The 23,271-nt window shown below is 60.8% G+C and carries 16 protein-coding genes and 4 tRNA genes; 13 read left to right on the top strand and 7 right to left on the bottom strand.

Translation table 11 applies throughout. The annotated features are described in order from the left end of the window. The first annotated feature begins 132 nt into the window (after window positions 1-132). The 3 genes from E0L37_RS06430 to E0L37_RS06420 are packed head-to-tail and all read left to right on the top strand — an operon-like array spanning window position 133 to window position 3,326. On the top strand, window positions 133-2,238 hold the full coding sequence (locus E0L37_RS06430; protein WP_133490933.1) for an FUSC family protein: 2,106 nt from the start codon (window positions 133-135) through the stop codon (window positions 2,236-2,238). Then, window positions 2,228-2,446, top strand: coding sequence for a DUF1656 domain-containing protein (locus E0L37_RS06425; protein WP_133490932.1), 219 nt, complete (start codon window positions 2,228-2,230; stop codon window positions 2,444-2,446). The genes E0L37_RS06430 and E0L37_RS06425 overlap by 11 nt, the downstream gene beginning before the upstream one ends. Then, entirely contained in the window at window positions 2,439-3,326 is an 888-nt protein-coding gene (locus E0L37_RS06420) for an efflux RND transporter periplasmic adaptor subunit (RefSeq protein WP_133490931.1), read from the top strand. Before E0L37_RS06425 ends, E0L37_RS06420 begins: the two co-directional genes overlap by 8 nt. A 157-nt stretch (window positions 3,327-3,483) precedes the next feature. On the opposite strand, the gene folD is transcribed toward E0L37_RS06420, so the two are convergent. Next, window positions 3,484-4,332, bottom strand: a complete 849-nt coding sequence (folD, locus tag E0L37_RS06415; RefSeq protein ID WP_159660825.1) for a bifunctional methylenetetrahydrofolate dehydrogenase/methenyltetrahydrofolate cyclohydrolase FolD — start codon at window positions 4,330-4,332, stop codon at window positions 3,484-3,486. 713 nt (window positions 4,333-5,045) lie between these two features. On the opposite strand from folD, the gene E0L37_RS06410 reads away from it, so the two are divergent. The 10 genes from E0L37_RS06410 (at window position 5,046) to E0L37_RS06360 (ending at window position 14,444) form a co-directional block, all read left to right on the top strand. Continuing rightward, window positions 5,046-5,122, top strand: a tRNA-Pro gene (locus E0L37_RS06410). 43 nt (window positions 5,123-5,165) lie between these two features. After that, window positions 5,166-5,242, top strand: a tRNA-Arg gene (locus tag E0L37_RS06405). Window positions 5,243-5,267: 25 nt separating this feature from the next. After that, window positions 5,268-5,343: transfer RNA gene (locus tag E0L37_RS06400), tRNA-His, on the top strand. 390 nt (window positions 5,344-5,733) lie between these two features. Next, on the top strand, window positions 5,734-7,059 hold the full coding sequence (tig, locus tag E0L37_RS06390; RefSeq protein ID WP_133490929.1) for a trigger factor: 1,326 nt from the start codon (window positions 5,734-5,736) through the stop codon (window positions 7,057-7,059). Window positions 7,060-7,299: 240 nt separating this feature from the next. Next, window positions 7,300-7,950: an ATP-dependent Clp endopeptidase proteolytic subunit ClpP gene (clpP, locus tag E0L37_RS06385; protein WP_014994726.1), complete on the top strand. Its 651-nt coding sequence runs from the start codon at window positions 7,300-7,302 to the stop codon at window positions 7,948-7,950. Between the two features lie 102 nt (window positions 7,951-8,052). Further along, window positions 8,053-9,333, top strand: coding sequence for an ATP-dependent Clp protease ATP-binding subunit ClpX (gene clpX / locus E0L37_RS06380; RefSeq protein ID WP_014994725.1), 1,281 nt, complete (start codon window positions 8,053-8,055; stop codon window positions 9,331-9,333). A 32-nt stretch (window positions 9,334-9,365) separates the two neighbouring features. After that, window positions 9,366-11,762 (top strand): endopeptidase La, encoded by a 2,397-nt coding sequence (gene lon, locus E0L37_RS06375; RefSeq protein ID WP_133490928.1) that lies wholly within the window; start codon window positions 9,366-9,368, stop codon window positions 11,760-11,762. Between the two features lie 186 nt (window positions 11,763-11,948). Beyond that, on the top strand, window positions 11,949-12,221 hold the full coding sequence (locus tag E0L37_RS06370; RefSeq protein ID WP_133490927.1) for an HU family DNA-binding protein: 273 nt from the start codon (window positions 11,949-11,951) through the stop codon (window positions 12,219-12,221). Between the two features lie 10 nt (window positions 12,222-12,231). Further along, a tRNA-Asp gene (locus E0L37_RS06365) sits at window positions 12,232-12,308 on the top strand. Between the two features lie 219 nt (window positions 12,309-12,527). Further along, window positions 12,528-14,444 (top strand): SurA N-terminal domain-containing protein, encoded by a 1,917-nt coding sequence (locus E0L37_RS06360; RefSeq protein ID WP_133490926.1) that lies wholly within the window; start codon window positions 12,528-12,530, stop codon window positions 14,442-14,444. A 435-nt stretch (window positions 14,445-14,879) separates the two neighbouring features. Here E0L37_RS06360 and nadN read toward each other — a convergent pair whose 3' ends face one another. From nadN to E0L37_RS06330, 6 genes are all read right to left on the bottom strand, one after another. Next, window positions 14,880-16,712, bottom strand: a complete 1,833-nt coding sequence (gene nadN, locus E0L37_RS06355) for an NAD nucleotidase (RefSeq protein WP_133490925.1) — start codon at window positions 16,710-16,712, stop codon at window positions 14,880-14,882. A gap of 104 nt (window positions 16,713-16,816) precedes the next feature. Next, a complete protein-coding gene (locus E0L37_RS06350; RefSeq protein WP_133490924.1) occupies window positions 16,817-17,620 on the bottom strand; it encodes an enoyl-ACP reductase in 804 nt (267 codons plus the stop codon). A gap of 81 nt (window positions 17,621-17,701) precedes the next feature. Next, on the bottom strand, window positions 17,702-19,306 hold the full coding sequence (locus E0L37_RS06345) for an ABC transporter ATP-binding protein (RefSeq protein WP_133490923.1): 1,605 nt from the start codon (window positions 19,304-19,306) through the stop codon (window positions 17,702-17,704). Beyond that, window positions 19,303-20,337, bottom strand: coding sequence for an ABC transporter permease (locus E0L37_RS06340; RefSeq protein WP_370450518.1), 1,035 nt, complete (start codon window positions 20,335-20,337; stop codon window positions 19,303-19,305). The genes E0L37_RS06345 and E0L37_RS06340 overlap by 4 nt, the downstream gene beginning before the upstream one ends. Further along, the gene (locus tag E0L37_RS06335; RefSeq protein WP_133490922.1) at window positions 20,337-21,425 is read right to left on the bottom strand and encodes a microcin C ABC transporter permease YejB; all 1,089 of its coding nucleotides are present in this window, start codon (window positions 21,423-21,425) and stop codon (window positions 20,337-20,339) included. Before E0L37_RS06335 ends, E0L37_RS06340 begins: the two co-directional genes overlap by 1 nt. Then, window positions 21,426-23,225, bottom strand: coding sequence for an extracellular solute-binding protein (locus E0L37_RS06330; RefSeq protein WP_022994978.1), 1,800 nt, complete (start codon window positions 23,223-23,225; stop codon window positions 21,426-21,428). Window positions 23,226-23,271 lie beyond the last annotated feature (46 nt).

Below are 23,271 nucleotides of genomic sequence, written 5' to 3'. Positions count from 1 at the left end.
GCTATAAGAGAGTGTGCCATTGTGATGTGACAAGGGTTGTAAAAGTGTTTAGCGTTGGTTTCGCTTCGTAGGAGCGTCGACGTCGCCTCGTTGTATACTGCCGCGACGAGCACAGGGAAAGGGGAAGCGTGGATGATCTTGGCGGTGCCGGCGTTCATACGCGACTCCGGGCGCAAGGAGTGGCAATTCGCCCTGCGGACCTTCGCCGCCGGCATGATGGCACTGTATCTGGCGCTGCTGCTGGGGCTGGACCAACCCCAGTGGGCGTTGATGACGGTGTACATCGTCGCCCAACCGCTGGGGGGCATGGTGATCGCCAAGGGGCTGTCGCGACTGGTGGGCACGGTGCTGGGCGCGGTGATGGCGTTGTTGCTGGTGGGCGGGTTCGCGCAGCAACCGCTGCTGTTCTTTATCGCCATCGCGGCCTGGATGGCCCTGTGTACCTACCTGGCCAATCTGCTGCGCAATTTCCGCTCCTACGCCTTCGTGCTTTCCGGCTACACCGCGCTGATCATCGGCTTGCCGGCCCTGTCGCAGCCGGATCAGATGTTCACCGTGGCGGTGGCCCGGGTCACCGAGATCAGCCTCGGCATCCTCTGTGCTTCCGCCGCCAGCGTGCTGATCTGGCCCCGTTCCGCCGCCACCGCTTATCTGCACCGTTGTCGACAGCAATTGCGGGACTTGATCGCACTGGTGGCGGATACCGCCGGCGGACGCGCCGACAATCGCACCCTGCAGCTGCGCCGACGCGAACTGATTGCCAGTGGCATGGCGCTGGAAGCCCTGCGCGAAAACGCCCTGTTTGATTCCCAGCAACTGCGGCGTCGGGCTGGACTGTGCCGTCGTCTGGGACATGAGATGTTGGCGTTGATTTCCTCGGTGGGACCGTTGGGGGCCTACATCAACCGCTATGCCTCGGTGTATCAACAGGAGCGCCTCGACGATTTGCTGCGTGGCATGGCGGAATTGGATGGAGACCTGGACCCGGAAAGCCCGCGGGTTCGCTTGTCGGAGCTCCATGATCAGGCCCGGGACCTGGCCCGCGGTCTGCGCAAGGAGGCGGTGGGCGACAACGAACAGCGTTTTCATGCCCTTCAGCTGGCGTTGGAACACTGTGGCGAGCTGTGTGATCGCCTGCGCTCCAGCGTGGTTCTTTACGCCATGCTGAGCGACCAGGCCCTGACACAGTCGTGGCGGTCCGGCACGTCACGATTGCACCTGGATCATGGGCAGGCGTTGCGCAGCGCCGGGCGTACCGCGATTGCCATTGCCGCGGCTCTGAGCCTTTGGTTCTGGAGCGCCGCGCCGCAGGACCAAGGTACTTTGATGGTGATCCAGACCGGAGTGGTGTGCGCGTTGTTCTCCACCCGGGACGATCCGCTCAAGGCGGTGTCCGGGTTCCTCAAAGGCGCCTCCCTGGCGGTGGTATTGGCCACGCTCTATCGTCTGGTTCTGCTGCCGGGCACGGAAGGTTTCGCCGCTCTGGTGCTGTTGCTGGCGCCGGTGTATCTGCTGGCCGGTCTGGCCATGACACAGCTGCCGAGCATGGCCATGGGCACCGCCACCGTGATCTTTTTCCCGATCCTGCTGGATCTCGGACCGCAACAGGACTTCTCGGCTCTGCCTCTGTTCAACAACGTGCTTGGGTTGGCGCTGGGCATGTCGTTGCCGGTGCTGGCCTTTCTGCTGATCTGGCCCGGCGATGATGCCGCCACCGCCCGTACCCGGTTGTGCCGGGATCTGTGCCGCACTCTCGGGCGCTGGCCCATGGCCCGCCGCCGTCCCCGTCACGAAATGGAAACCGTGCTGTATGACCGCATTGCCCGAACCTTGCCGCGACTGAGTCCGGAGAGTGCAAAGGACGGGGAACTGTTGCACGGCGCCATGGCGGCGGTGACGCTGGGGCTGGGGCTGTTGTTTCTCGACGCCTTGTGTCGGCGTGGCGTGCCTGATCCGATCCGGCTCACCCTGACGCGGCTTATCCGGGACACTCAGAGAGTATTGAGAGACGGTGACGAGGCCCGCTGGCGGCAATTGTCGGCGGACACCGAGCGCGCACTGCGGCAGTGTCAGCAAGCCTATAACAAAGCGGAAGGCGAGGGTGAGCGCCGCCGGCTGGTGCGGGCGGTGGTGCGTCTGCGTATGCAGATCAATATGATCGGAAATTATGGCGGCTTCTTCCTGGCCGGATCCGGAGCCGGCCGCTGGCGGGGGCTGGAGATAGCACATGCTGTATGAGATTGAGCTGGGCGGCGTGTTGCTGCCGCCCTTGGTGCCGCAGGTGCTGTTGGCCCTGCTGTTGTTTCTGCTGGTGCACGGTCTGATCAGTCGTTCTGATGGCTACCGGCACCTGTGGCATCCGGCCCTGGCCGGATTCTGTGTGTTCTTGATCGTGCTCGCCCTGGTGATGGGGGCGTGGCTGTCGCTGGGGAGTATGCATGGCTAATAATAAGGAAGGCGGCCGCTGGCGCGCTTATCTGTTCACCGCGCTGCTGGTGGCGGCCGCGGCGGTGGCGGTGTGGTATCTGTGGCGCCACTATTTCGAGGATGTCTGGACCCGGGATGCCCGGGTGCGCGCGGTGGTGGTGAGCGTGGCCCCGGACGTGTCCGGAGCGATCCAATCCCTGAAGGTGGTGGATAATCAGTACGTGGAGGAGGGCGAAACCCTTCTGCTGGTGGACCCGCGCCGTTATCAACTGGCGCTGGATCAGGCCAGGGCCGAGGTGGCGCACCGGCGCCAGGAACTGAATCTGCTGTCCCGGGAAGCCAGCCGCCGTCGCAGCCTAGGGCGAGCCATTTCCCAGGAGGAACGGGAGGAAGCGGACAACAAGGCGGCTTTGGCGCGGGCCGATCTGCAAGCGGCGGAAGCGGCCCTGGCACGGGCGGAACTGGATCTGGCTCGCAGTGAAGTGAAGGCTCCGGTAGCCGGCTTCGTCACTCATTTGCTGGCGCATACCGGTGATTACGCCCAGACCGGGCAGCCGGTGGTGACACTGGTGGATGACCAGTCGTTCTGGGTCGAGGCCTATCTTAAGGAAACCCAGGTGCATCAGATCAGGGTAGGGGATGCGGCTCGTATTCATCTGCTGGGTGCCGGCAAAGCGCTGACCGGCAAGGTCACCGGCATTGGTCGCGGTATCGCCAACAGCAACGCGGTGACGGCGGACAAGGGACTGCCTTCCGTGGCGCCGACCTTCGAGTGGGTAAGGCTGGCGCAGCGGATTCCGGTGCGGGTGGAGTTCGATGAGATCCCGGAAACGCTGTTGCTCAGTGCCGGCATGACCGCCAGCGTGCAGGTGTTGCCGGAAAAGACGCGGGCACGCTGACACGCGACACGCCAGCACGCAAAATCAGGGGCGGCCAGTTGGCCGCGCTGACTTCTGATGGGGCGGCTGTCGCCGGGATGGTGATGCCCGGTAATCCTATTGATTGCGTGTTGCGTGTTGCGTGTTGCGTGTTGCGTGTTGCGTGTTGCGTGTTACGTCAGCCCTTCAATGCTTTTTCCGCCGCTTCCAGGGTCTGGAAGATCAGGGTGTTGATGGTCATCGGGCCAACGCCGCCGGGTACCGGCGTGTAGGCGGCGACCCGTTCCACCAGCGGTGCCAATTCGATGTCACCGCACTTCTGCGGGTGATAGCCGGCATCCACCACCACGGCGCCGTCCTTGATCCAGTCGGCCTTGATGAACTCCGGCTTGCCCACCGCGCCCACCACGATGTCGGCCTGTTTCACCAGCTCCGGCAGATTGCGGGTCCGGCTGTGGCAAATGGTGACGGTGGCGTTGGCCCCCAGCAGCATCATCGCCATCGGCTTGCCGAGAATGGCGCTGCGGCCCACGACCACGGCGTGTTGGCCCTCCAGCGGCACCTGGTAGTGCTCCAGCAAGCGCATGATGCCCTTGGGCGTGGCGCAGCCATAAGCGTGCTCGCCCATGGCCATGCGGCCAAAGCCGAGACAGGTAACGCCGTCCACGTCCTTGCCCAGGGCGATGGCGTCAAAGCACAAGCGCTCGTCGATCTGTTCCGGCACCGGGTGCTGCAGCAGAATGCCATGCACGTCCGGATTGGCATTGAGCTCCTCGATACGCTGCAGCAGTTGCTCGGTGGTGGTTTCCTGGGGCAACTCGATGGCCTGGGAATCCATGCCGACGCGGCGGCAGGCATTGCCCTTCATCTTTACATAGGTGGCGGAGGCCGGATCGGTGCCCACCAGAATGGTGGCAAGGATCGGCGTGCGGCCGCCGGAAGCGGCTTTCAGGGCTTCCACCCGTTGTGACATCTCTTGCTCGAAGCGTTGAGCCAGGGCCTTGCCGTCCAGAATCTGCGCGCTCATGGGTCTCTCTTGGTCCTTGGAACATATAAAAGGAAAGCGGTGGGAATCGCGCGGCGATTCTCGCACGGTCGGCGGGTTGGAGCAAAAAATCGCCGGGAGCGATTTTTGATGTCGCCTTGGCGACGGCCCACAGGGTGACCGCCATGGACGGTGGTCACAAAAAATCGCCGGGAGCCATTGCTGTCTCACCGTTGTGGAACGGGCCGCCAACACGCAACACGCCGGCACGCCAACACGCTTTGAAAACACTCGGGCATCCCCGGGGTAGAGAGTTCCATGGCTTAAGACCATTGCCCCCCGCTTCGGGGCACCCTGTGGGGCGTCCAAGCGGTGCTCTAAGCACCGTTGTGTGACCCGGGATCTTCCTCCGCAGGACGCACAACGTCGTAGCGGGAGATGCCGGATCAAGTCCGGCATGACGGGGTTGCTTTGAATTGGTGTCCCCCAAGGCCGGTAAGCGGGCCTTGGGTTTGGCGTGCCGGCGTGTTGCGTGTCAGCGGATTGTGGGACACTAATCGCCGGGAGCGATTTTTGACGTTGCGATAGCAATGGTCCGGAGGATGGCCGCCATGGATGGTGGCCACAAAAACAGAGGCACGGCACTTTTCTCCTCCGGTTGTTTATAATTCCAGCGAACAGGTCGGATAGCGGGTTCGCGGCGTTGACGCTCCCGGGGGCGGCGAGTATTATGCCGCCTCGCTCGACCTGCTCGGCGGGGTGTAGCGCAGCCTGGTAGCGCGCCTGCTTTGGGAGCAGGATGTCGGGGGTTCGAATCCCTCCACCCCGACCAACTCAGCGAAGGTTGAGAGGTCGCAAGGTTGAAAGATAGTTAAGCGCCTGTAGCTCAATTGGATAGAGCAACGGCCTTCTAAGCCGTAGGTTGCAGGTTCGAGCCCTGCCAGGCGTGCCATCGCTGGCGGCTCAAGTGATTTATGGTGACTGTAGCTCAGCTGGTAGAGCCCCGGATTGTGACTCCGGTGGTCGTGGGTTCAAATCCCATCAGTCACCCCATACATGGAGCCTCCGGGTGGAAACCCGGGGGCTTTTTTGTTGGGGCCAGACGCTGGACGCCCAACGCCGGACGCTTTAGAACATCGCATCTTCGAACATTGCGGATACAGATAAGCGTTTTAGTGCTTGCCAGAGCGTTAGGTCTGGTTTTGCATCATTGGCGTCTGGCGTCTGGCGTCTGGCGTCTGGCGTCTGGCGTCTGGCGTCTGGCGTCTGGCGTCTGGCGTCTGGCGTCTGGCGTCTGGCGTCTGGCGTCTGGCGTCTGGCGTCTGGCGTCTCATGGGCGTAGGCAGGGCGGCTGCCATTGATTATAATTTGCGCCCTTCATACGGGGTCCGTCCGTGCATCGGGGGCCGCGGGATTTGAAAAGTCTTTTAAATAGAGGATGTTATGCAGGTTTCTGTAGAAACGACTTCAGGTCTGGAACGGCGCATGACCGTCGGTGTCCCCGCGGATAAGGTGGATCAGGCGGTGGAAAACAAGCTGCGCGAAGCGCAGAAAAACATCCGTCTGGACGGTTTCCGCCCCGGCAAGGTGCCGCTGCGTGAAGTAAAGCGTCGTTTTGGCGCCGCCGTGCGCAACGAAGTGCTGGCCGACGTGATGCGCGAGTCCTTCCTGGAAGCGGTGGAGAAGGAAAACCTGCAACCCGCCGGTCTGCCGGGTTTCGAAGCCACCCGTAATGAGGGCGGCCAGGACCTGGAATTCGTGGCCACCTTCGAAGTGTTCCCGGAAGTGGAACTGGCCGATCTGTCCACCATCGAGGTGGAAAAGCCGGTGGCGGAAATCACTGACGCCGACGTTGACGAAATGATTGAAACCCTGCGCACCCAGCGCTCCGACTTCGCTGAAGTGGACCGCGCCGCCGAGCAGGGCGATCGTGTCAACATCGACTATAAAGGCCTGAAGGATGGCGAAGCCTTCGAGGGCGGCAGCGCCGAAGGTCAGAACCTGGAGCTGGGCTCCGGCAGCATGATCCCCGGCTTCGAGGACGGCATTGTCGGCATGAAAGCCGGTGAAGAGAAGGACATCGACGTGACCTTTCCGGAGGAGTACCACTCCGAGGAACTGAAAGGTCAGGCGGTGGTGTTCCAGATCAAGGTCAACAAGGTGGAAGCCAAGACCCTGCCGGAAGTGGATGCCGAGTTCATGAAGGCGTTCGGTGTCGAGGACGGTGAACTCGATACGTTCAAGGCCGAGGTTCGCAACAACATGGAACGCGAACTGAAAAACGCGGTGTCCGGCAAGGTCAAAGAGCAAACCATGGACGGCCTGGCCAAACTGCATGAGTTCGATCTGCCGGCGGCGCTGATCAAACAGGAAGTGGACCGCATGCGTCAGCAAATGGTGCAGCAGTTCGGTGGTGGTCAGCAGTTCGATGCGTCCATGCTTCCCGAAGAGCTGTTCCGTGACCAGGCCGAGCGTTCCGTTCGTCTGGGCCTGGTGGTGCGCGCCATCCTCGAGAAGAACGACCTGAAACCGGATGCGGATCGCGTCAAGGCCCGGGTGGAAGAGATCGCCGCTCAGTATGAACAGCCGCAGGAACTGATCAACTGGGTCTACAGCAACCCGCAGCAGCTGCAGCAGATCGAGGGCGCGGTGCTGGAGGATCAGGTGGTGGATCTGGTTCTGGAAGGGGCCAAGGTCGAAGAGAAGACCATGTCCTACCAGGAGGCGGTGAAACCCCGCCAGCCGGAGCAGGCCGACGAGACGGCCTGAGCCGAATAGACCTACTCAGAGCGGGGCCTTTTGGCCCCGTTTTGCTGTGAAAGTAACCGTATTGGCCAAGTTTTGCGCAGTTAACCCACTTCTGGCCCCGCCTTTGTGGACGCCTTGCCGAAGGGCGTCATAGTATCGGAAAAAACGGGCAGGCCCTTGTGATTCGAGGGTGCCGCCCCAACACCCGCGGTATCAAGCCGGGCACGTTGCCCCTGATCCCGTAGACAAAGGAAACGCTAGATGATCGATCTGAGCCGGATTACCTCCCTGACCCCGGAGATGAAAACGCTGATGGCCGACCCCACCGCCACGGGGCTGGTGCCCATCGTGGTGGAGCAAACCTCCCGGGGCGAGCGGCAGTTCGATATATACTCCCGACTGCTCAAGGAGCGGGTGATCTTCCTGATTGGCCAGGTGGAAGACTACATGGCCAACCTGATCGTGGCGCAGATGCTGTTTCTCGAGTCCGAGAACCCGGACAAGGACATTCATCTGTATATCAACAGCCCGGGCGGTTCGGTAACCGCGGGGATGTCCATTTACGACACCATGCAATTCATCAAACCGGAGGTGTCCACCATGTGCGTGGGGCAGGCGGCCAGCATGGGCGCTTTCCTGCTCGCGGCCGGCGCCGAAGGCAAACGCCTGGCATTGCCGCACTCCCGGGTGATGATTCACCAGCCGCTGGGCGGTTTCCAGGGCCAGGCTTCCGATATTGAGATCCACGCCAAGGAGATCCTCAAGATCAAGGCCCAGCTCAATGAGCTGCTGGCCAAACACACCGGCCAGCCTCTGGAAGTGCTGGAGCGTGACACCGACCGCGACAATTTCATGTCCGCGGAGCAGGCGCGGGAATACGGTCTGATTGACCAGGTGGTCCATCGGCGCTGAGGGTCTGGAGCGGCTCCGGGGCACCTCCCCGGAGCTTCCGGGCTTGAAAAAAGCGGGTTCTCCCTGCATCTTCAAAGTTAAATCAGGTTCAGAGGCGATTCGATGACCGATAACACCGGAAAGAGCGACGACGGCAAGCTGCTGTACTGCTCGTTCTGTGGCAAGAGCCAGCACGAAGTCCGCAAGCTGATCGCGGGCCCGTCGGTCTTCATCTGTGATGAGTGCGTGGATCTGTGCAATGACATCATCCGCGAGGAAGTCCAGGAAGACGGCGACAACAGTGGTCAGGAAAGCCTGCCCAAGCCTGACGAGATCAAGAACACGCTCGATGAGTACGTGATCGGTCAGGAACGGGCCAAAAAAGTGCTTTCCGTGGCTGTATACAACCACTACAAGCGGCTCAACAGCACCCTTCGCGGTCGTGACGACGTGGAACTGGGTAAAAGCAATATCTTGCTTATCGGTCCCACCGGCAGCGGTAAGACCCTGCTGGCCGAAACCCTCGCGCGCCTGCTCAATGTTCCCTTCACCATTGCCGACGCCACCACGCTTACCGAGGCCGGCTATGTCGGTGAGGACGTGGAGAACATTATCCAGAAGCTGTTGCAAAAATGTGATTACGATGTGGAGAAGGCCCAGAAGGGCATCGTCTACATTGACGAGATCGACAAGATCTCGCGTAAATCCGACAATCCCTCGATTACCCGTGACGTTAGCGGGGAAGGGGTGCAGCAGGCCCTGCTGAAGCTCATCGAGGGCACGGTGGCCTCGGTGCCGCCCCAGGGAGGGCGTAAGCATCCGCAGCAGGAATTCCTGCAAGTGGACACCTCCAACATCCTGTTCATCTGTGGTGGCGCGTTCGCCGGCCTGGACAAGGTGATTCGGGATCGTTCCGAGAAGGGCGGCATCGGTTTTTCCGCCGAGGTGAAAAGCAAGGAAGGGGACCGCAACGTGGGCGAGACCCTGGTCGGCGTGGAGCCGGAGGACCTGGTCAAGTACGGCCTGATTCCGGAATTCATCGGCCGTCTGCCGGTGGTGGCGACTCTGGAAGAATTATCCGAGGACGCGCTGGTGCAGATTCTCACCGAGCCACGTAATGCCCTGACCAAACAGTACATGCGCCTGTTCGAGATGGAAGGCGTGGAACTGGACTTCCGCGAGGACGCTTTGCGTTCCGTGGCCCGCAAGGCGATGGAACGAAAGTCCGGCGCCCGTGGTCTGCGTTCCATCCTGGAAAGCGTTTTGTTGGATACCATGTACCAGGTGCCTTCCATGGAGGGCGTGGTCAAAGTGGTGATCGACAGCGCCACCATCCAAGGTGAATCGGAGCCGTTGCTGATCTACGAAAACAGCGAGCAAACGTCCCGAGTGGCGCCCGATTGATCGGGCGCCCCGTGAACCGATAGAGGCCCTAAGTGCTGAAAGATATTCCCTTGCTTCCGCTCAGAGACGTAGTGGTGTATCCCCATATGGTGATCCCGCTGTTCGTCGGGCGGGAGAAATCCATCGCCGCTCTGGAAGCGGCCATGAGTGACGACAAGCAGATCATGCTGGTCGCCCAGCGCAACGCCTCGGACGATGACCCCGGCGAGGACGATATCTACCGGGTGGGCACCGTTTCCACCATCCTGCAGATGCTGCGACTGCCCGACGGCACCGTGAAAGTGCTGGTGGAAGGCGGCGTGCGCGGCCATGTCACCCGCGCCCGCTTCGACGAGCAGGGCGGGGTGGCGGACGTGCGGGAACTGGACGATCAGTTGCCGTCGCTGAGCGAGCAGGAGGCTCTGGCCCGTTCGCTGCTGGCGCAGTTCGAGGAATACGTCAAACTGTCCAAGAAAGTGGCGCCGGAAGTGATGAGTTCGGTGCAGTCGATCGAGGACATCAGCCGTCTGGCGGACACCATTTCCGCCCATCTTCAGCTCAAGCTGGAAGAAAAGCAGGACGTGCTGGAAATGGCCGATGTGCGCGAGCGGGTGGAACACCTGGTGGCGCTGATGGAATCCGACATGGATGTGCTGAAGATGGAAAAGCGCATCCGTGGCCGGGTCAAGAAGCAGATGGAGAAGAGCCAGCGCGAGTACTATCTGAATGAGCAGATGAAAGCGATTCAGAAAGAACTTGGTGATCTGGACGACAGCGGTAACGAGCTCGAGGATCTGGAAAAACGCATCGACAGCGCCGGCATGAGCAAGGACGCCTTGGAGAAATCCAAGGCTGAATTGAGCAAGCTGCGCATGATGTCACCGATGTCCGCCGAAGCCACGGTAGTGCGCAGCTACCTGGACTGGATGACCTCGGTGCCATGGAAAAAGCGCAGCCGGGTGCGTCACGACCTGGCCCATGCCCGTGATGTGCTGGATCAGGATCATTACGGCCTGGAAGAAGTGAAGGAGCGGATTCTGGAGTTTCTCGCCGTGCAAAGCCGGGTCGGCAAGGTCAAGGGGCCGGTGCTTTGTCTGGTGGGACCGCCGGGCGTGGGCAAAACCTCCCTGGGCCAGTCCGTGGCCCGGGCCACCAACCGCAAGTTCGTGCGAATGGCGCTGGGCGGGGTCCGTGATGAAGCGGAAATTCGCGGTCACCGCCGTACTTATATCGGCTCATTGCCGGGCAAAGTGATTCAGAAGCTCTCCAAGGTCGGTGTGCGCAATCCACTGTTCCTGCTCGACGAAGTCGACAAGATGGGCATGGATATGCGTGGCGATCCCGCGTCCGCGCTGCTGGAGGTGCTGGATCCGGAACAGAACAACACCTTCAACGATCACTATCTGGAAGTGGATTACGATCTCTCCGAGACCTTGTTCATCTGCACGTCCAACTCGATGAACATTCCCGCGCCGCTGCTGGATCGCATGGAAGTGATTCGCCTTCCCGGTTATACCGAGGAAGAGAAGGTCAACATCGCTTCCCAGTACCTGATTCCCAAGCAGATCAAAGCCAACGGTTTGAAGAAGGACGAAGTGGCGTTCAGCGACGACAGTCTGCGTCATATCGTCCGCCATTATACCCGTGAAGCCGGGGTGCGTGGTCTGGAACGGGAGATCAGCAAGATCTGCCGCAAGGTGGTGAAAGAGCATTCGCTGAGCCGTTCCTCCGAGACGGTGACATTGTCCGAGGACAATCTCGATCACTATCTGGGAGTGCGCAAGTTCAGCTACGGTCTGGCCGAGGATCAGGACCAGATCGGGCAGGTTACCGGCCTGGCCTGGACCTCTGTTGGCGGCGAGTTGCTGACCATTGAAAGTGTATCGACGCCGGGCAAGGGCCGTGTCACCACCACCGGGTCTCTGGGTGATGTGATGCAGGAGTCGATCCAGGCAGCCTGGACCGTGGTGAAAAGCCGTTCCCGGATGCTGGGAATTCGTCGCCGGCAACTGGAGCGTAACGATCTGCACATTCACGTGCCGGAAGGGGCGACCCCAAAGGATGGTCCCAGCGCCGGGACTGCCATGTGCACCGCCTTGGTTTCGGTATTGTGCGGGATTCCGGTTCGCGCCGACGTGGCGATGACTGGCGAAATCACCCTGCGTGGTCAGGTTCTGGCCATCGGTGGACTTAAAGAAAAATTGCTGGCCGCTCACCGCGGTGGCATAAAAACCGTCTTGATTCCTCAGGAAAATGAGCGCGACCTGAAGGAAGTGCCGGAAAATATCAAAGCGTCATTGGATATTCGTCCGGTAAAATGGATCGATCAGGTGCTGGAAGTGGCCTTGACGCAAACGCCTACGCCTTTGAGCGAAGCGGAAGTTGAAGAGGATCTGGCCCTGGCCGATGAAAAAGCGCAGCGAGAATCAGAGCGGCCAAGTACTCATTGAGCCGCCTTTTTTTCCGCGTTTAACAGTTTGATTTGGCAGACTTTTTTACAATCACGTGAGTTATCGGTATAGCGCCTTTCCTTTCTTGACGCCTGCCTAAAGCCATTGGTATAAAGGCGGCTTCGTCGTAAGGAGAGTGCGTTACGCCTCGACCACGAAACCGGGAAACAGCAAAAGGGGAATTTTGTGAATAAATCAGAACTGATTGATGCGATCGCAGCGGCTGCTGACATTTCCAAGGCCGACGCGGGTCGTGCTCTGGATGCGACGCTGGAAGCGGTCACCGGTGCACTGAAGAAAGGCGATAGCGTTTCTCTGGTTGGCTTCGGTACTTTCTCCGTGAAGCAGCGTGCCGCTCGTGAAGGCCGCAATCCGCAGACCGGTGAGACCATCAAGATCGCCGCAGCCACCGTGCCGGGCTTCAAAGCCGGCAAGGCACTGAAAGACGCGGTGAACTAAACTGGTTCCGGGAGCGGTAGTTCAGCTGGTTAGAATACCGGCCTGTCACGCCGGGGGTCGCGGGTTCGAGTCCCGTCCGCTCCGCCAGTCCCAGGAAGCGTATCCGGAGAGCGGATGCGCTTTTTTGCTTTGAGAACCTGTTCATGATTTTTATCTCGCCTGGCTCCGGTCTTCGTGCCGGGATCATCGAATTCCGCATGCGGAGGTAAAAATCATGAACAGGCTCTCTGGAACCCGGAACCGTCTGGCGCCTTGGTGTTCCAAATAAAAACGAATCGATTGATCGGTATCTCTTTGGAGTGAAGCATGCAGGAGTTCAGGCGATTTGTCCGCGGGCCCGTGGGCAAGGTTCTGCTCGCCGCCATTATTCTCCCTTTTATTATTTCCGGGTTTTATGGTTATTTCACCGGTGGGGGTGACTCGGTCTCGGTGGCCGAAGTGGACGGCAACAAGATTTATCGCAACTACGTGACCGCGAGAACCGAGCGGCTGCGGCAGATGCTGCGTCAGCAAAGTCCGGGTATGAACGAGGCCATGCTTGATGCCTATGTGCGTCCGGAAATGGTGCTGGAAGGTATCATCAACGAGCAGCTCACTTTGTCCGCCGCCAATAACGCTGACATGGCTTTCAGCGAAGTGCAGGCCGCGGCGGAGATCCGTTCCAATCAGGCGTTTTTCGAGAATGGAAAATTTTCCGACGAACAGTTCGAGCGTTTGTTGCGCAGCCAGGGCATGACCCCGCGTGGCTATCTCGATGGCTATCGTCAGGACCGGCTGACCCAGCAGTACCGGTTCGCCTTCACCGGCACCGACTTCGCGTTACCCGGTGAGCTCGCCGAACAGCGCCGCCTGGGTGAGCAGACCCGTGACTTGCGTTATGTGCGGTTGTCCCTGGCGGATCTGGAAAGCCAGTTCAACGCCACCGATGAGCAGGTGGAGCAGTATTACCAGGACCACCAGGACCAGTTCATGCGCCCCGAGCGCTATCGCATCAGCTATCTGGTGTTGAGCCCGGAGCAGTACGCCGGGCAAGTTGAGGTCAGCGACGATGATATTAGCGCCGAATACGAAGCTCGCCGCGGCATGGCGGAGAGCCGCGCCAATGGTTCCAAGGAAGTGGCCCATATTCTGATTGGCACGGACGGCCGCGGTGCGGATGAAGCGCTTGAGCGTGCCCGTGAAGTGCGCGAGGCCATCGAAGGTGGTGAGTCTTTCGCCGATGCCGCGAAGACCTATTCCGATGACCCGGGCAGTGCCGATAACGGCGGTAATCTGGGTATGCTGGCTCCCGGCTCGTTGCCGGAGGCATTGGATGAGGCACTGAAGTCTCTGTCCGTGGGCGATGTTTCCGAGCCGGTGGTGTCTGAATCCGGTGTGCATTTGCTGACCGTGCTGCGCGAGGACAAGCAGACCTTCCCGCCGCTGGACGAAATGCGCGAGCGTCTGACCGCCGATCTCAAAGCCGCCCGTGCTCAGTCCATGATGATGGACGCGTTGGCACAGATGGAAGAACTGGTGTTCGAGCATGGTGATCTGCAGACTCCGGCGGAGCAACTGGGCCTGAAAGTCGAGACCACGGATTGGGTAGCTCTGAATGCCCTGCCGGCGGAGCTGGATTCGGCCAAGGTGCGTGAAGCCCTGAACACGCCGGCGGTGAAAGAGCAGGGCCATAACAGTGACGTGCTGGAGCTGAATGGTGGCCGCTATTTGGCGGTGCATCTGGAGGATCGCCAGGAGCCGGAGCCGTTGCCGCTTGATCAGGTGGCGGAACGGATTCGCGATACCCTGAAGGGCCAGCAAGCGCGGGAAAAAGCCAGCTCTCTGGCCGAGCAGGCGCGCGAACTGGCCAAAGAGGGCAAGGCGATGGATGAAATCGCGGCCTTGGCAAATGTCCAGATCGAAGAGCAAAGCGCGGTGCATCGCGGTGCTCGTCAACCGGCACCGATGGTGGTGCAGCAAGCCTTCACACTGCCATGGACGCAGGAGCAGGGCGCCTCTGAAGTTCAGGTGGCGGATTTACCCAATGGTGGCTGGGTGGCATTTCAGGTTACCGGTGTGACTGACGGCGGTGGGGAGCCGCTGCCGGAGAACCAGCAGAAGCAGGCTTTGCTGCAACTGGGTGAGATGGAAGGTGAGCGCGACTTCGAGCAGGTCATGGCGTTCCTGCGCGATACCCGCGATGTTGCCATCCATGCCGATGAGCTGCGAGCCAAACCTGAGTAAGTCGCCGACGTCGCGACGATGATGAAAGCCCGCCCTGATTCAGGAGCGGGCTTTTTTTGTGTCCACCATCCGTGGCGGTTACCCTTTGGGCCGTCGCAAGCGACGTCAAAAATCGTTCCCGACGATTTTTTGTTTCGCTGAAAAGGGAATGGGGAGCGCCATCGGAGCACGCTAACAGGGGAACCTCATAGCTTTGCAGGCATGGATTCGCGCTGTATTCGCTGGCAAGCCAGCTTCCCACAGCGGCTCCGTAGCTCCCTCTGTGGGAAGCTGGCTTGCCAGCGAATTGGTGTGCCAGCGTGCTGCGTATAGGCGGACTGTTTCATAACTGTGGGGCAGCTGTGCTTACTGTCCACAAACCCCGCGATGAACATATAAAAAGCCCGCCCTGTTTCAGGGGCGGGCTTTTCATTAGACCGTCCACGGTGATGCCGCTTACTCCGGCGCCGGGGTGTAGTAACGGGTGGAATAGGTGTCCTGAGCCGGCTTGCTGACCGTGCCGACTTCCATCATGTAGTCGACAAAGGACTGTGCGTAGTCAAGGAAAGTGTCCTCGGCGCGGCCATCTTCGCTGACCGTACCGAAGGTCACGTAGCCGTCCTGACCGCTGGCGGTGAAGCTGTTGCTCACCACGGTCAGCTCGGTACTGTCTTCCAGTGGCTGCCACTCGCCTTCGTTGCGCTGACGGTACTCTATGTCATAAAGACGTGCACCTTCAGGCCGGTTCATGTCCACGTACCATCGCAACCCGGCGGCATAGGGGTAAGCACCGGAGGAGTCCGTGTGGGCATACTCCACCGCTTCATTGAGGACCTGGCGGATTTCCGCGCCGGTCATTTCCAGGTTGGTGAGGGTGTTGCCGAACGGCAGCAACTTGTAGGCATTACCAATGGTGACGGGGCCCGCCGGGATATCGATGCGCACGCCGCCGGCATTCTGGATGGAGACGTCGGCCGCCTTGCTCATGAACAGAAAGGCGTTGGCCACCACATTGGGAATATCACCGCCACGATCGGGATCCTCGCTGGGGCAAGGATCGCCATACTCCTGACCGGGGATCCGGGCCAGGCACAGGTCTTCGGTGGCGGTGCCGATCTCGATATTCTGGAATTCATCGAGTTGGTCGGTAAAACCAGCCAGCAGCGTCCGCGCATTGAGGTCGGGGCTGGTCAGACTGAGTTGAGCGTCGGCGTCAATGGCGGCGAGGATCTGTTGCCGTTCCGCTCCCTCCGGCTGGTAGGTTTCGTCGTTGGCGGTTTCGCGGGTGATTGAGTCTCCCAACAGCAGGTGCGGCACCCCCGCGCAGGCGGTGACGTTACCCTCGCCATCCCACTCCACGTTCAACTCTCCCACCACCTGGGAGTACTGCCAGGCCTGGGCGACGCAGGCCAGATCGCCATCGGCGTTGGTCACAATGGTGGGGTAATCACCGGATGCGGGCAGGCCATAATCAGCAAAATCTCCCAGCAGGGTGTGCGAGTCACCGCCGATGATCACATCCACGCCGGACAGATTGGCGGCCATTTCCAGATCGTTCTGGTATTGGTAGTGGGTCAGCAGGACGATTTTATTGACGCCTTGATCGGCCAGCTCGTCGATCATGGCCTGGGCGGTTTCCTGCTCGTCCAGGAACTGAGTGGTGTCCAGCGGGCTGGAACTGTTCTGGGTTTTGCCGGCGATGTCGATGCCGATAATGCCCACCTGTTGCCCGTTCACTTCGTGGATCACGTAGGGCTTGATGTAGTCGTCCTCGGCGTTGGGCGCCAGCGGGGTGCCTACTTGAGGTTTGACGTTGGCGGCCAGAGCCGGAGTCCCGCAGCTGTCATCGGCGAGGTAGTCGAGGAACTTCTTGAGGCCGGCGTCACCCCGGTCGAATTCGTGATTCCCCAGAGCGAAGGCGTCGAAACACACCTGGTTCATCAGTTTGGCGTCGGCCTCGCCTTCGAAGCTGGAGAAGTACAGAGTGCCGGTGATGGCATCCCCCGCGTGCAGCTTGAGGACATTGCTCCGCGCTGCTTCCCGTTCGGCGATCTTGGCCACCACGCGGGGAAAACCACCTGACTCAAAGGTGGTTTCCGCGCCGGCGATATCCAGCGTCAGGCTCGACGGCTCCAGATTGGAGTGATGATCGTTGATATGAAGGAGGGTCAGGGACAGCGGCTCCCCACCGCCGCTGTTATCGTTATCGCTGCCGTCGCCACCGCAGCCGGCCAGGGCCAGCGCGGATACCAGTGGCAACAGGGCCAGAGAGGTTTTCGGGCTCACCATCGGGCTCCTTTGTTGATCGGTTCGGAGCCGCCAGCCTGACAGTGGAATATGTCAGTGTGGTGATGGGAGAGGGCGGGGAGAGGGCGGGGAGAGGGAGGCGAGGATTAATCCTCGCCCGGTTCCTCGAACGGCATGGAGACGGTGGCGGCGCCGGCATCCACGTAGGTGATCTCGCCAGTAATACCGGAAGCCAGATCGGAACACAGGAAGGCGGCGGTATTACCCACTTCCTCGATGGTGACGTTACGGCGCAGCGGTGCCTTGGCGGCGTTGTACTCCAGCATGGTGCGGAATTTCTTGATGCCGGAGGCGGCCAGAGTACGGATCGGACCAGCGGAAACGCCGTTCACGCGAATCCCTTCCGGACCCAGGCTGGAGGCCAGATAGCGCACCGAGGCTTCCAGGCTGGCTTTGGCCAGGCCCATGACGTTGTAGTTCGGTACGGTTTGGCGCGATGCATGATAGGACAGCGTCAGCAGGGCGCCGTTGCGGCCTTGCATCAGTGGCCGCGCCGCCTTGGCCAGTGCCACGAAGCTGTAGGCGGAGATGTCGTGAGCGATACGGAAGCCTTCCCGGGTGGCGACCTCGGCGAAGTTACCATCCAGTTCGTTGGCGGGAGCAAAGCCCACCGCGTGCACCACGCCGTCCAGGCCGTCCCACTGTTGCCCCAGGTCGGCGAACACCTGGTTGATTTCCTCATCGGAGGTCACATCGCAGGGGAAGCACAGATTCTCGTTGCTGCCATAGGCCTCGGCGGCTTTCAGCACCCGCTTTTTCAGCTTGTCGTTCTGGTAGGTGAAGGCCAGTTCGGCGCCTTCCCGGTGCATGGCTTCGGCGATACCGGTGGCGATGGAGCGATCGCTGGCGATGCCGACGATCAGGAAGCGTTTGCCCGCGAGAAAACCCATGGTCTGTCCTCGAATATTGGTGTTGAAGATAGCTGCTCCAAGTATAGAGAAAACCGGCCGGGGATAAACGGTGCTGGCCTTTCAATGTGCAACGGCGTGTTTCTTCTCGGTACTGAAAGCCGCGTCGATCAGGGTGCGCGTATAGTCGTGCTCGGGCCGCTGAAAGACAGTCTCGGTGTCGCCGTGCTCGACCACCTGGCCCTGGCGCATCACCAGCAACCGGTGGCTGAGGGCTCGCACCACCTTGAGGTCATGGCTGATGAACAGGTAGCTGAGCCCGTGCCGGCGTTGCAGATCGCGCAGCAGATCCAGTACCTGGGCCTGTACGCTGCGATCCAGGGCGGAGGTGGGCTCATCCAGGATCAGCAGATCCGGTTTCATGATCAATGCCCGGGCGATGGCGATCCGCTGGCGCTGGCCACCGGAGAACTCATGGGGATAACGCTCCAAGGCCTCGGGATCGAGTCCCACTTCCCGCAGCAGCTGCCGCACCCGATCCCGGCGCTGGTCGCGGCTCAGATCCGGTTGGTGTACGCGAAGTCCTTCCTCCACCGCTCGCAATACCGTCAGACGCGGATTCAGGCTACCGAACGGGTCCTGGAACACCACCTGCATATGGCGCCGCCAGGGACGCAGGGCGCCACCCCGCAGACGGGTGAGATCCTGATCCAGCAGCATTATGCGGCCCTGGCAGGCAACCAGCCGCAGCAGCGCCAGCGCCAGGGTCGACTTGCCGGAGCCGGATTCACCCACCACGCCCAGGGTTTCACCCCGGCGCAGTTGAAAGGAAATGCGGTCCACCGCCCGGGTCTCCTCCCGTGGACCGAACCAGCCACGGCGACCACCTTTGAAGCTCACTTGCAGATCATCCGCCCGCAGCAAGGTGGGCGCGTCATCCGGCACCGGTATCGCGGTACCGCTCGGCTCGGCGTCGATCAGATGGCGGGTATAATGTGCTTGTGGCTGGCTCAACACCTGCTCCGACGGGCCACTTTCCACCACCTTGCCGTGGTGCATCACCGCCACGTCCTCGGCGAACCGGCCCACCAGTCCGAGATCATGGCTGATCAGCAGAATGCCCAGATTGCGCTCATGCTGCAGGCGTTTGAGCAGGTCCATGATGGTTTCCTGGACGGTCACGTCCAGGGCGGTGGTGGGCTCATCGGCGATCAGTAACTCCGGGTCGTTGGCCAGGGCCATGGCGATCATCACGCGCTGGCGTTGTCCACCGCTGAGCTGGTGCGGATAGCGCGACAGCATGGCTTCGCTGGCGGGCAGCTCCACCTGGCTCAGCAACGACAGGCTGCGTTGGCGCGCGGCGGCGCCGCTGAGCCCCTGGTGAATGCGCAGCGTTTCACCGATCTGTTTCTCCACCGTGTGCAAGGGGTTCAGCGCCGTCAGCGGTTCCTGGAATATCGTCCCGATACGCCCGCCGCGCAGCCGCCGCCGTTCGGTTTCCGACCAGGCCAGCAGATTCTCGTCATCCAGACGCAGGGCCTTGGCCTCGCGGGTAGCGCTGGCGGGAAGCAGGTCGAGGATGGACATGGCGGTCAGTGATTTGCCGGAACCGGATTCCCCCACCAGCGCCAGCATGCGGCCCCGTTCCAGTTTGAGACTGACCCGATCCACCACCGGCGCGGCGTCGCCAAAACGGACCGTCAGTTGCTCCAGCTCCAGCAGGCTCATGACAGGAATTTCCTCGGGTCGAAGGCATCGCGCACGGCTTCGCCGATGAACACCAGCAGAGACAGCATCAAGGCCAGGGTGGCGAAGGCGCTCAGTCCCAGCCACGGGGCCTGCAGGTTGGCTTTGCCCTGGCCGAGCAGTTCGCCCAGTGACGGTGATCCCGGTGGCAGGCCGAAGCCGATGAAATCCAGGGAGGTAAGGGTGATTACCGCGGCGTTCAGTACGAAGGGGAGATAGGTCAGGGTAGCGACCATGGCATTAGGCAGCATGTGACGGAACATGATCACCGGCGTGCGCACGCCGATGGCCTGGGCGGCACGCACATACTCCATGTTGCGGCAACGCAGGAACTCGGCGCGCACCAGATCCACCAGCGTCATCCATGAGAACAGCAGCATGATCACCAGCAGACTCCAGAAACTGGGCACCACGAAGCTGGAGAGGATGATGATCAGATAGAGGATCGGCATGCTCGACCAGATCTCGATAAAGCGCTGTCCGGCCAGATCGGTCCAGCCGCCGTAATAGCCCTGGATCGCGCCCACCATGATACCGATGGCGCTGGCGCTGAGGGTCAGCATCAAACCGAACAGCACCGAAGTACGGAATCCATAGATCAGGCGCGCCAGAACGTCCCGACCCTGATCATCGGTGCCGAGCCAGTTCTCCGCGGAAGGCGGCGCTGGCGCCGGCACGGTGAGCTCGTAATTGATGGTGGTGTAGTGGTAACGGATCGCCGGCCAGAGCATCCAGCCTTTTTCCTCGATCAATTCCCTTACCACCGGATCCCGGTAATTGGCTTCGGTCTCGAAGAAACCGCCAAAGGTGGTTTCCGGATAGGTGTTCAGCACCGGGGTATAGAAAGCGCCGTCATAACGAATCAACAAAGGTTTGTCGTTGGCGATCCATTCCGCGCCGAGACTGAGCACAAACAGCACCAGGAATACCAGCAGGGACCAGAAGCCGCGGCGGTTGGCCCGGAACGCCCGCCATTGCCGCCGCCAGAGAGGGGCGCTTGCCGTCGCCATCATCAGTGGGCCCTCCGCTCGAAATCGATACGCGGGTCCACCCACATGTAGGTCAGGTCGGAGACCAGTTTCAGCAGCATGCCCAGCAGGGTGAAGATGAACAGGGTACCGAACACCACCGGATAGTCCCGGTTGATCACCGATTCGAAGCCAAGCAGTCCGAGACCGTCCAGGGAGAAGATATACTCGATCAACAACACGCCGGTGAAAAACACACTGACGAAAGCGGCCGGGAAACCGGCGATGATGATCAGCATGGCATTGCGGAAAACATGGCGGTAGAGCACCTGCTTTTCACTCAGCCCCTTGGCCCGGGCGGTCTGGACATACTGTTTGCCGATCTCGTCGAGGAACGAGTTCTTGGTCAGCATGGTGAGGGTGGCGAAATTGCCGATGACAATGGCGAGGGTGGGCAGGGCGATGTGATGCAGGTAATCGATGATCTTGCCAAACCAGGACAACTGCTCGAAATTGTCCGAAGTCAGGCCGCGCAGCGGGAACCACTCAAAATAGGAACCGCCGGCGAACAGCACCACCAGCAGTATGGCGAACAGAAAACTGGGAATGGCGTAGCCGATGGCGATGGCGGTGCTGCTCCACACATCGAACCGGGAGCCGTCCTTCACCGCTTTGCGAATGCCCAGAGGAATCGACACCAGGTAGGCGATGAGCGTGCTCCACAGCCCCAATGATACCGACACTGGAATGCGCTCGATGATCAGATCCGATACCGGACGGTCGCGATAATAGGACTCGCCGAAGTCGAATCTCAGGTAGTTGCGCAGCATGATCCAAAAGCGTTCCAGGGCCGGTTTGTCGAAGCCGTAGAACTGCTCGATACGGGCCACCAGCTCCGGTGACAGCCCGGTGGAGCCGCGATAACCGGAATGCCCGCCACCACCGATGGTATCCGCGGTGGTGCCGGCGAAGCCGCCGCCGGGACCCCCGCCGCCGCCCTGACCCTGGAGCTCGGCGAGCACGCGCTCCACCGGGCCGCCAGGGGCGGCCTGCACCACCAGGAAGTTCAACAACAGAATGCCGAACAAGGTGGGAATGATCAGCAATAACCGTTTGAGAATATAACGTGGCATTTATTCCGCCGTTGTATCCCACCAAAGATCCAGGGCCCCGTCGACGCCAAGGTACGGCGGCAAATCCGGATGGGCCAACCGGGAGCGGTAGGCGAAGCGGTGGTAATCCATCCCCCAATTGGGGATCACATAAAATCCCCACTGCAGGGCGCGATCCAGCGCCCGGCTACTGGTCACCAGGGCCTCACGGTCCTTGGCGGAAATCAGGGTTTTCACCAGGCTGTCGATGGCCGGATCCTTGATGCCGGCGTAATTGCGGCTGCTGGGCCGGTCCGCCGCCTTGCTGGACCAGAAGTCCCGCTGTTCGTTGCCCGGAGAGGAGGACTGGCCCCAGCCGCCGACGATCATGTCGAAATTGAAATTTCGCACCCGCTGCAGGTATTGGGACTCATCGACGCGGATCACATCGGCGCTGATACCCAGAGCCTTGAGGTTGCGGGAGAAGGGCAGGACCACACGTTCGAACGCCGGGCTGTAAAGCAGAAACTCGAACTTCACCGGCTTCCCTTCGGGATTGAACAACTGACCGTTACGCACCTCATAGCCGGCTTTCTTGAGCAGGGTCTGGGCGGTACGCAGATTCTCCCGCGGACGGCCGGTGCCGTCGGAGACCGGTGGTTGATACTCCTCGGTAAAGACCCGCTCAGGCAGCTTATCACGTAAAGGTTCCAGCAGTTTCAGCTCGGCTTCGGAGGGCAGTCCGGTGGCGGCCATCTCCGAGTTCTGGAAATAGCTGCGGGTGCGCTTGTACTGGTTGTAGAACAGCTGCTTGTTGGACCATTCAAAGTCCAGCGCGTAGGCCATGGCCTCGCGCAACACCGGGTCCTGGAACAACGGGCGGCGCGTATTGAAGATAAAGCCCTGCATGCCTGAAGGGTTCTGGTGATGGACTTCTTCCTTCACCAGCTTGCCGCTGTTGAAATCCCGCCCGGTGTAGGCGGTGGCCCAGAGTTTGGAGTTCATCTCGAAGCGGAAGTCGTAATCGCCTTTCTTGAAGGCCTCCAGCGCCACGGTCTGGTCCAGATAATACTCAAAGATCACCCGGTCGAAGTTGTACTGGCCCTGGATGACAGGCAGGTCCCAGGCCCAGTAGTCATCACGGCGCTCATACACCACCTGTTTGCCGGGCTTGAAACTGGCGATGCGATAAGGGCCGGACCCCATTGGCACGGTGAGATCCGCCTGAGTGAAATCCTTGTCTTTCCAGAAGTGCTTGGGCAATACCGGAAGCTGGCCGACGATCATTACCAGTTCCCGGTTGTCGCCGGGTTTGAAGGTGAACTTCACCTTGCGCTCGGAGAGTGCCTCCACCTTTTCCACGTCGGCATAGTAGTAGGCGTAAAGCGGCTGGCCATGTTCGGTCAGCTGATTGAAGCTCCATACCACGTCCTCGGCGGTGACCGGGTGACCATCGGCGAAGCGGGCTTCGTCACGCAGAGTAAAGGTGATCCAGCCGCGATCGTCCGGCCATTCCATGCGTTCGGCGAGCAGTCCGTATTCGGTGAACGGCTCGTCCAGGCTGCGCACGGTCAGGCTGTCGTAAATATAGCTGGGACCGAGACCGCCGACGCCGGCGGCGGCACTGCCCTTGGGCAGGTAGGGCATGAAGCTGTCGAAGCCGCCGATCACATGGAGTTTGATCTGACCGCCCTTGGGGGCGTCGGCATTGACGTAGTCGAAGTGACGGAAGGAAGGGCCATACTTGGGAGCGTCGTACATGGTGATGGCATGGCCGCTGTGCACCTCGGCGAAGGCCGGCAGGACCAGCAGCAAACCCAACAAAATGGTGACGGCTCTCATCGTTATTATCCACTCCTGATCGTCATCGAATCTCATATTAGAGCCT

The organism is Alcanivorax sp. 24 (assembly GCF_004360225.1).
Classification (GTDB): Bacteria; Pseudomonadota; Gammaproteobacteria; order Pseudomonadales; family Alcanivoracaceae; genus Alloalcanivorax; species Alloalcanivorax xiamenensis.
Note: the sequence above shows the minus strand (reverse complement) of the source record. Positions and strands in the feature narration are given on the sequence as shown.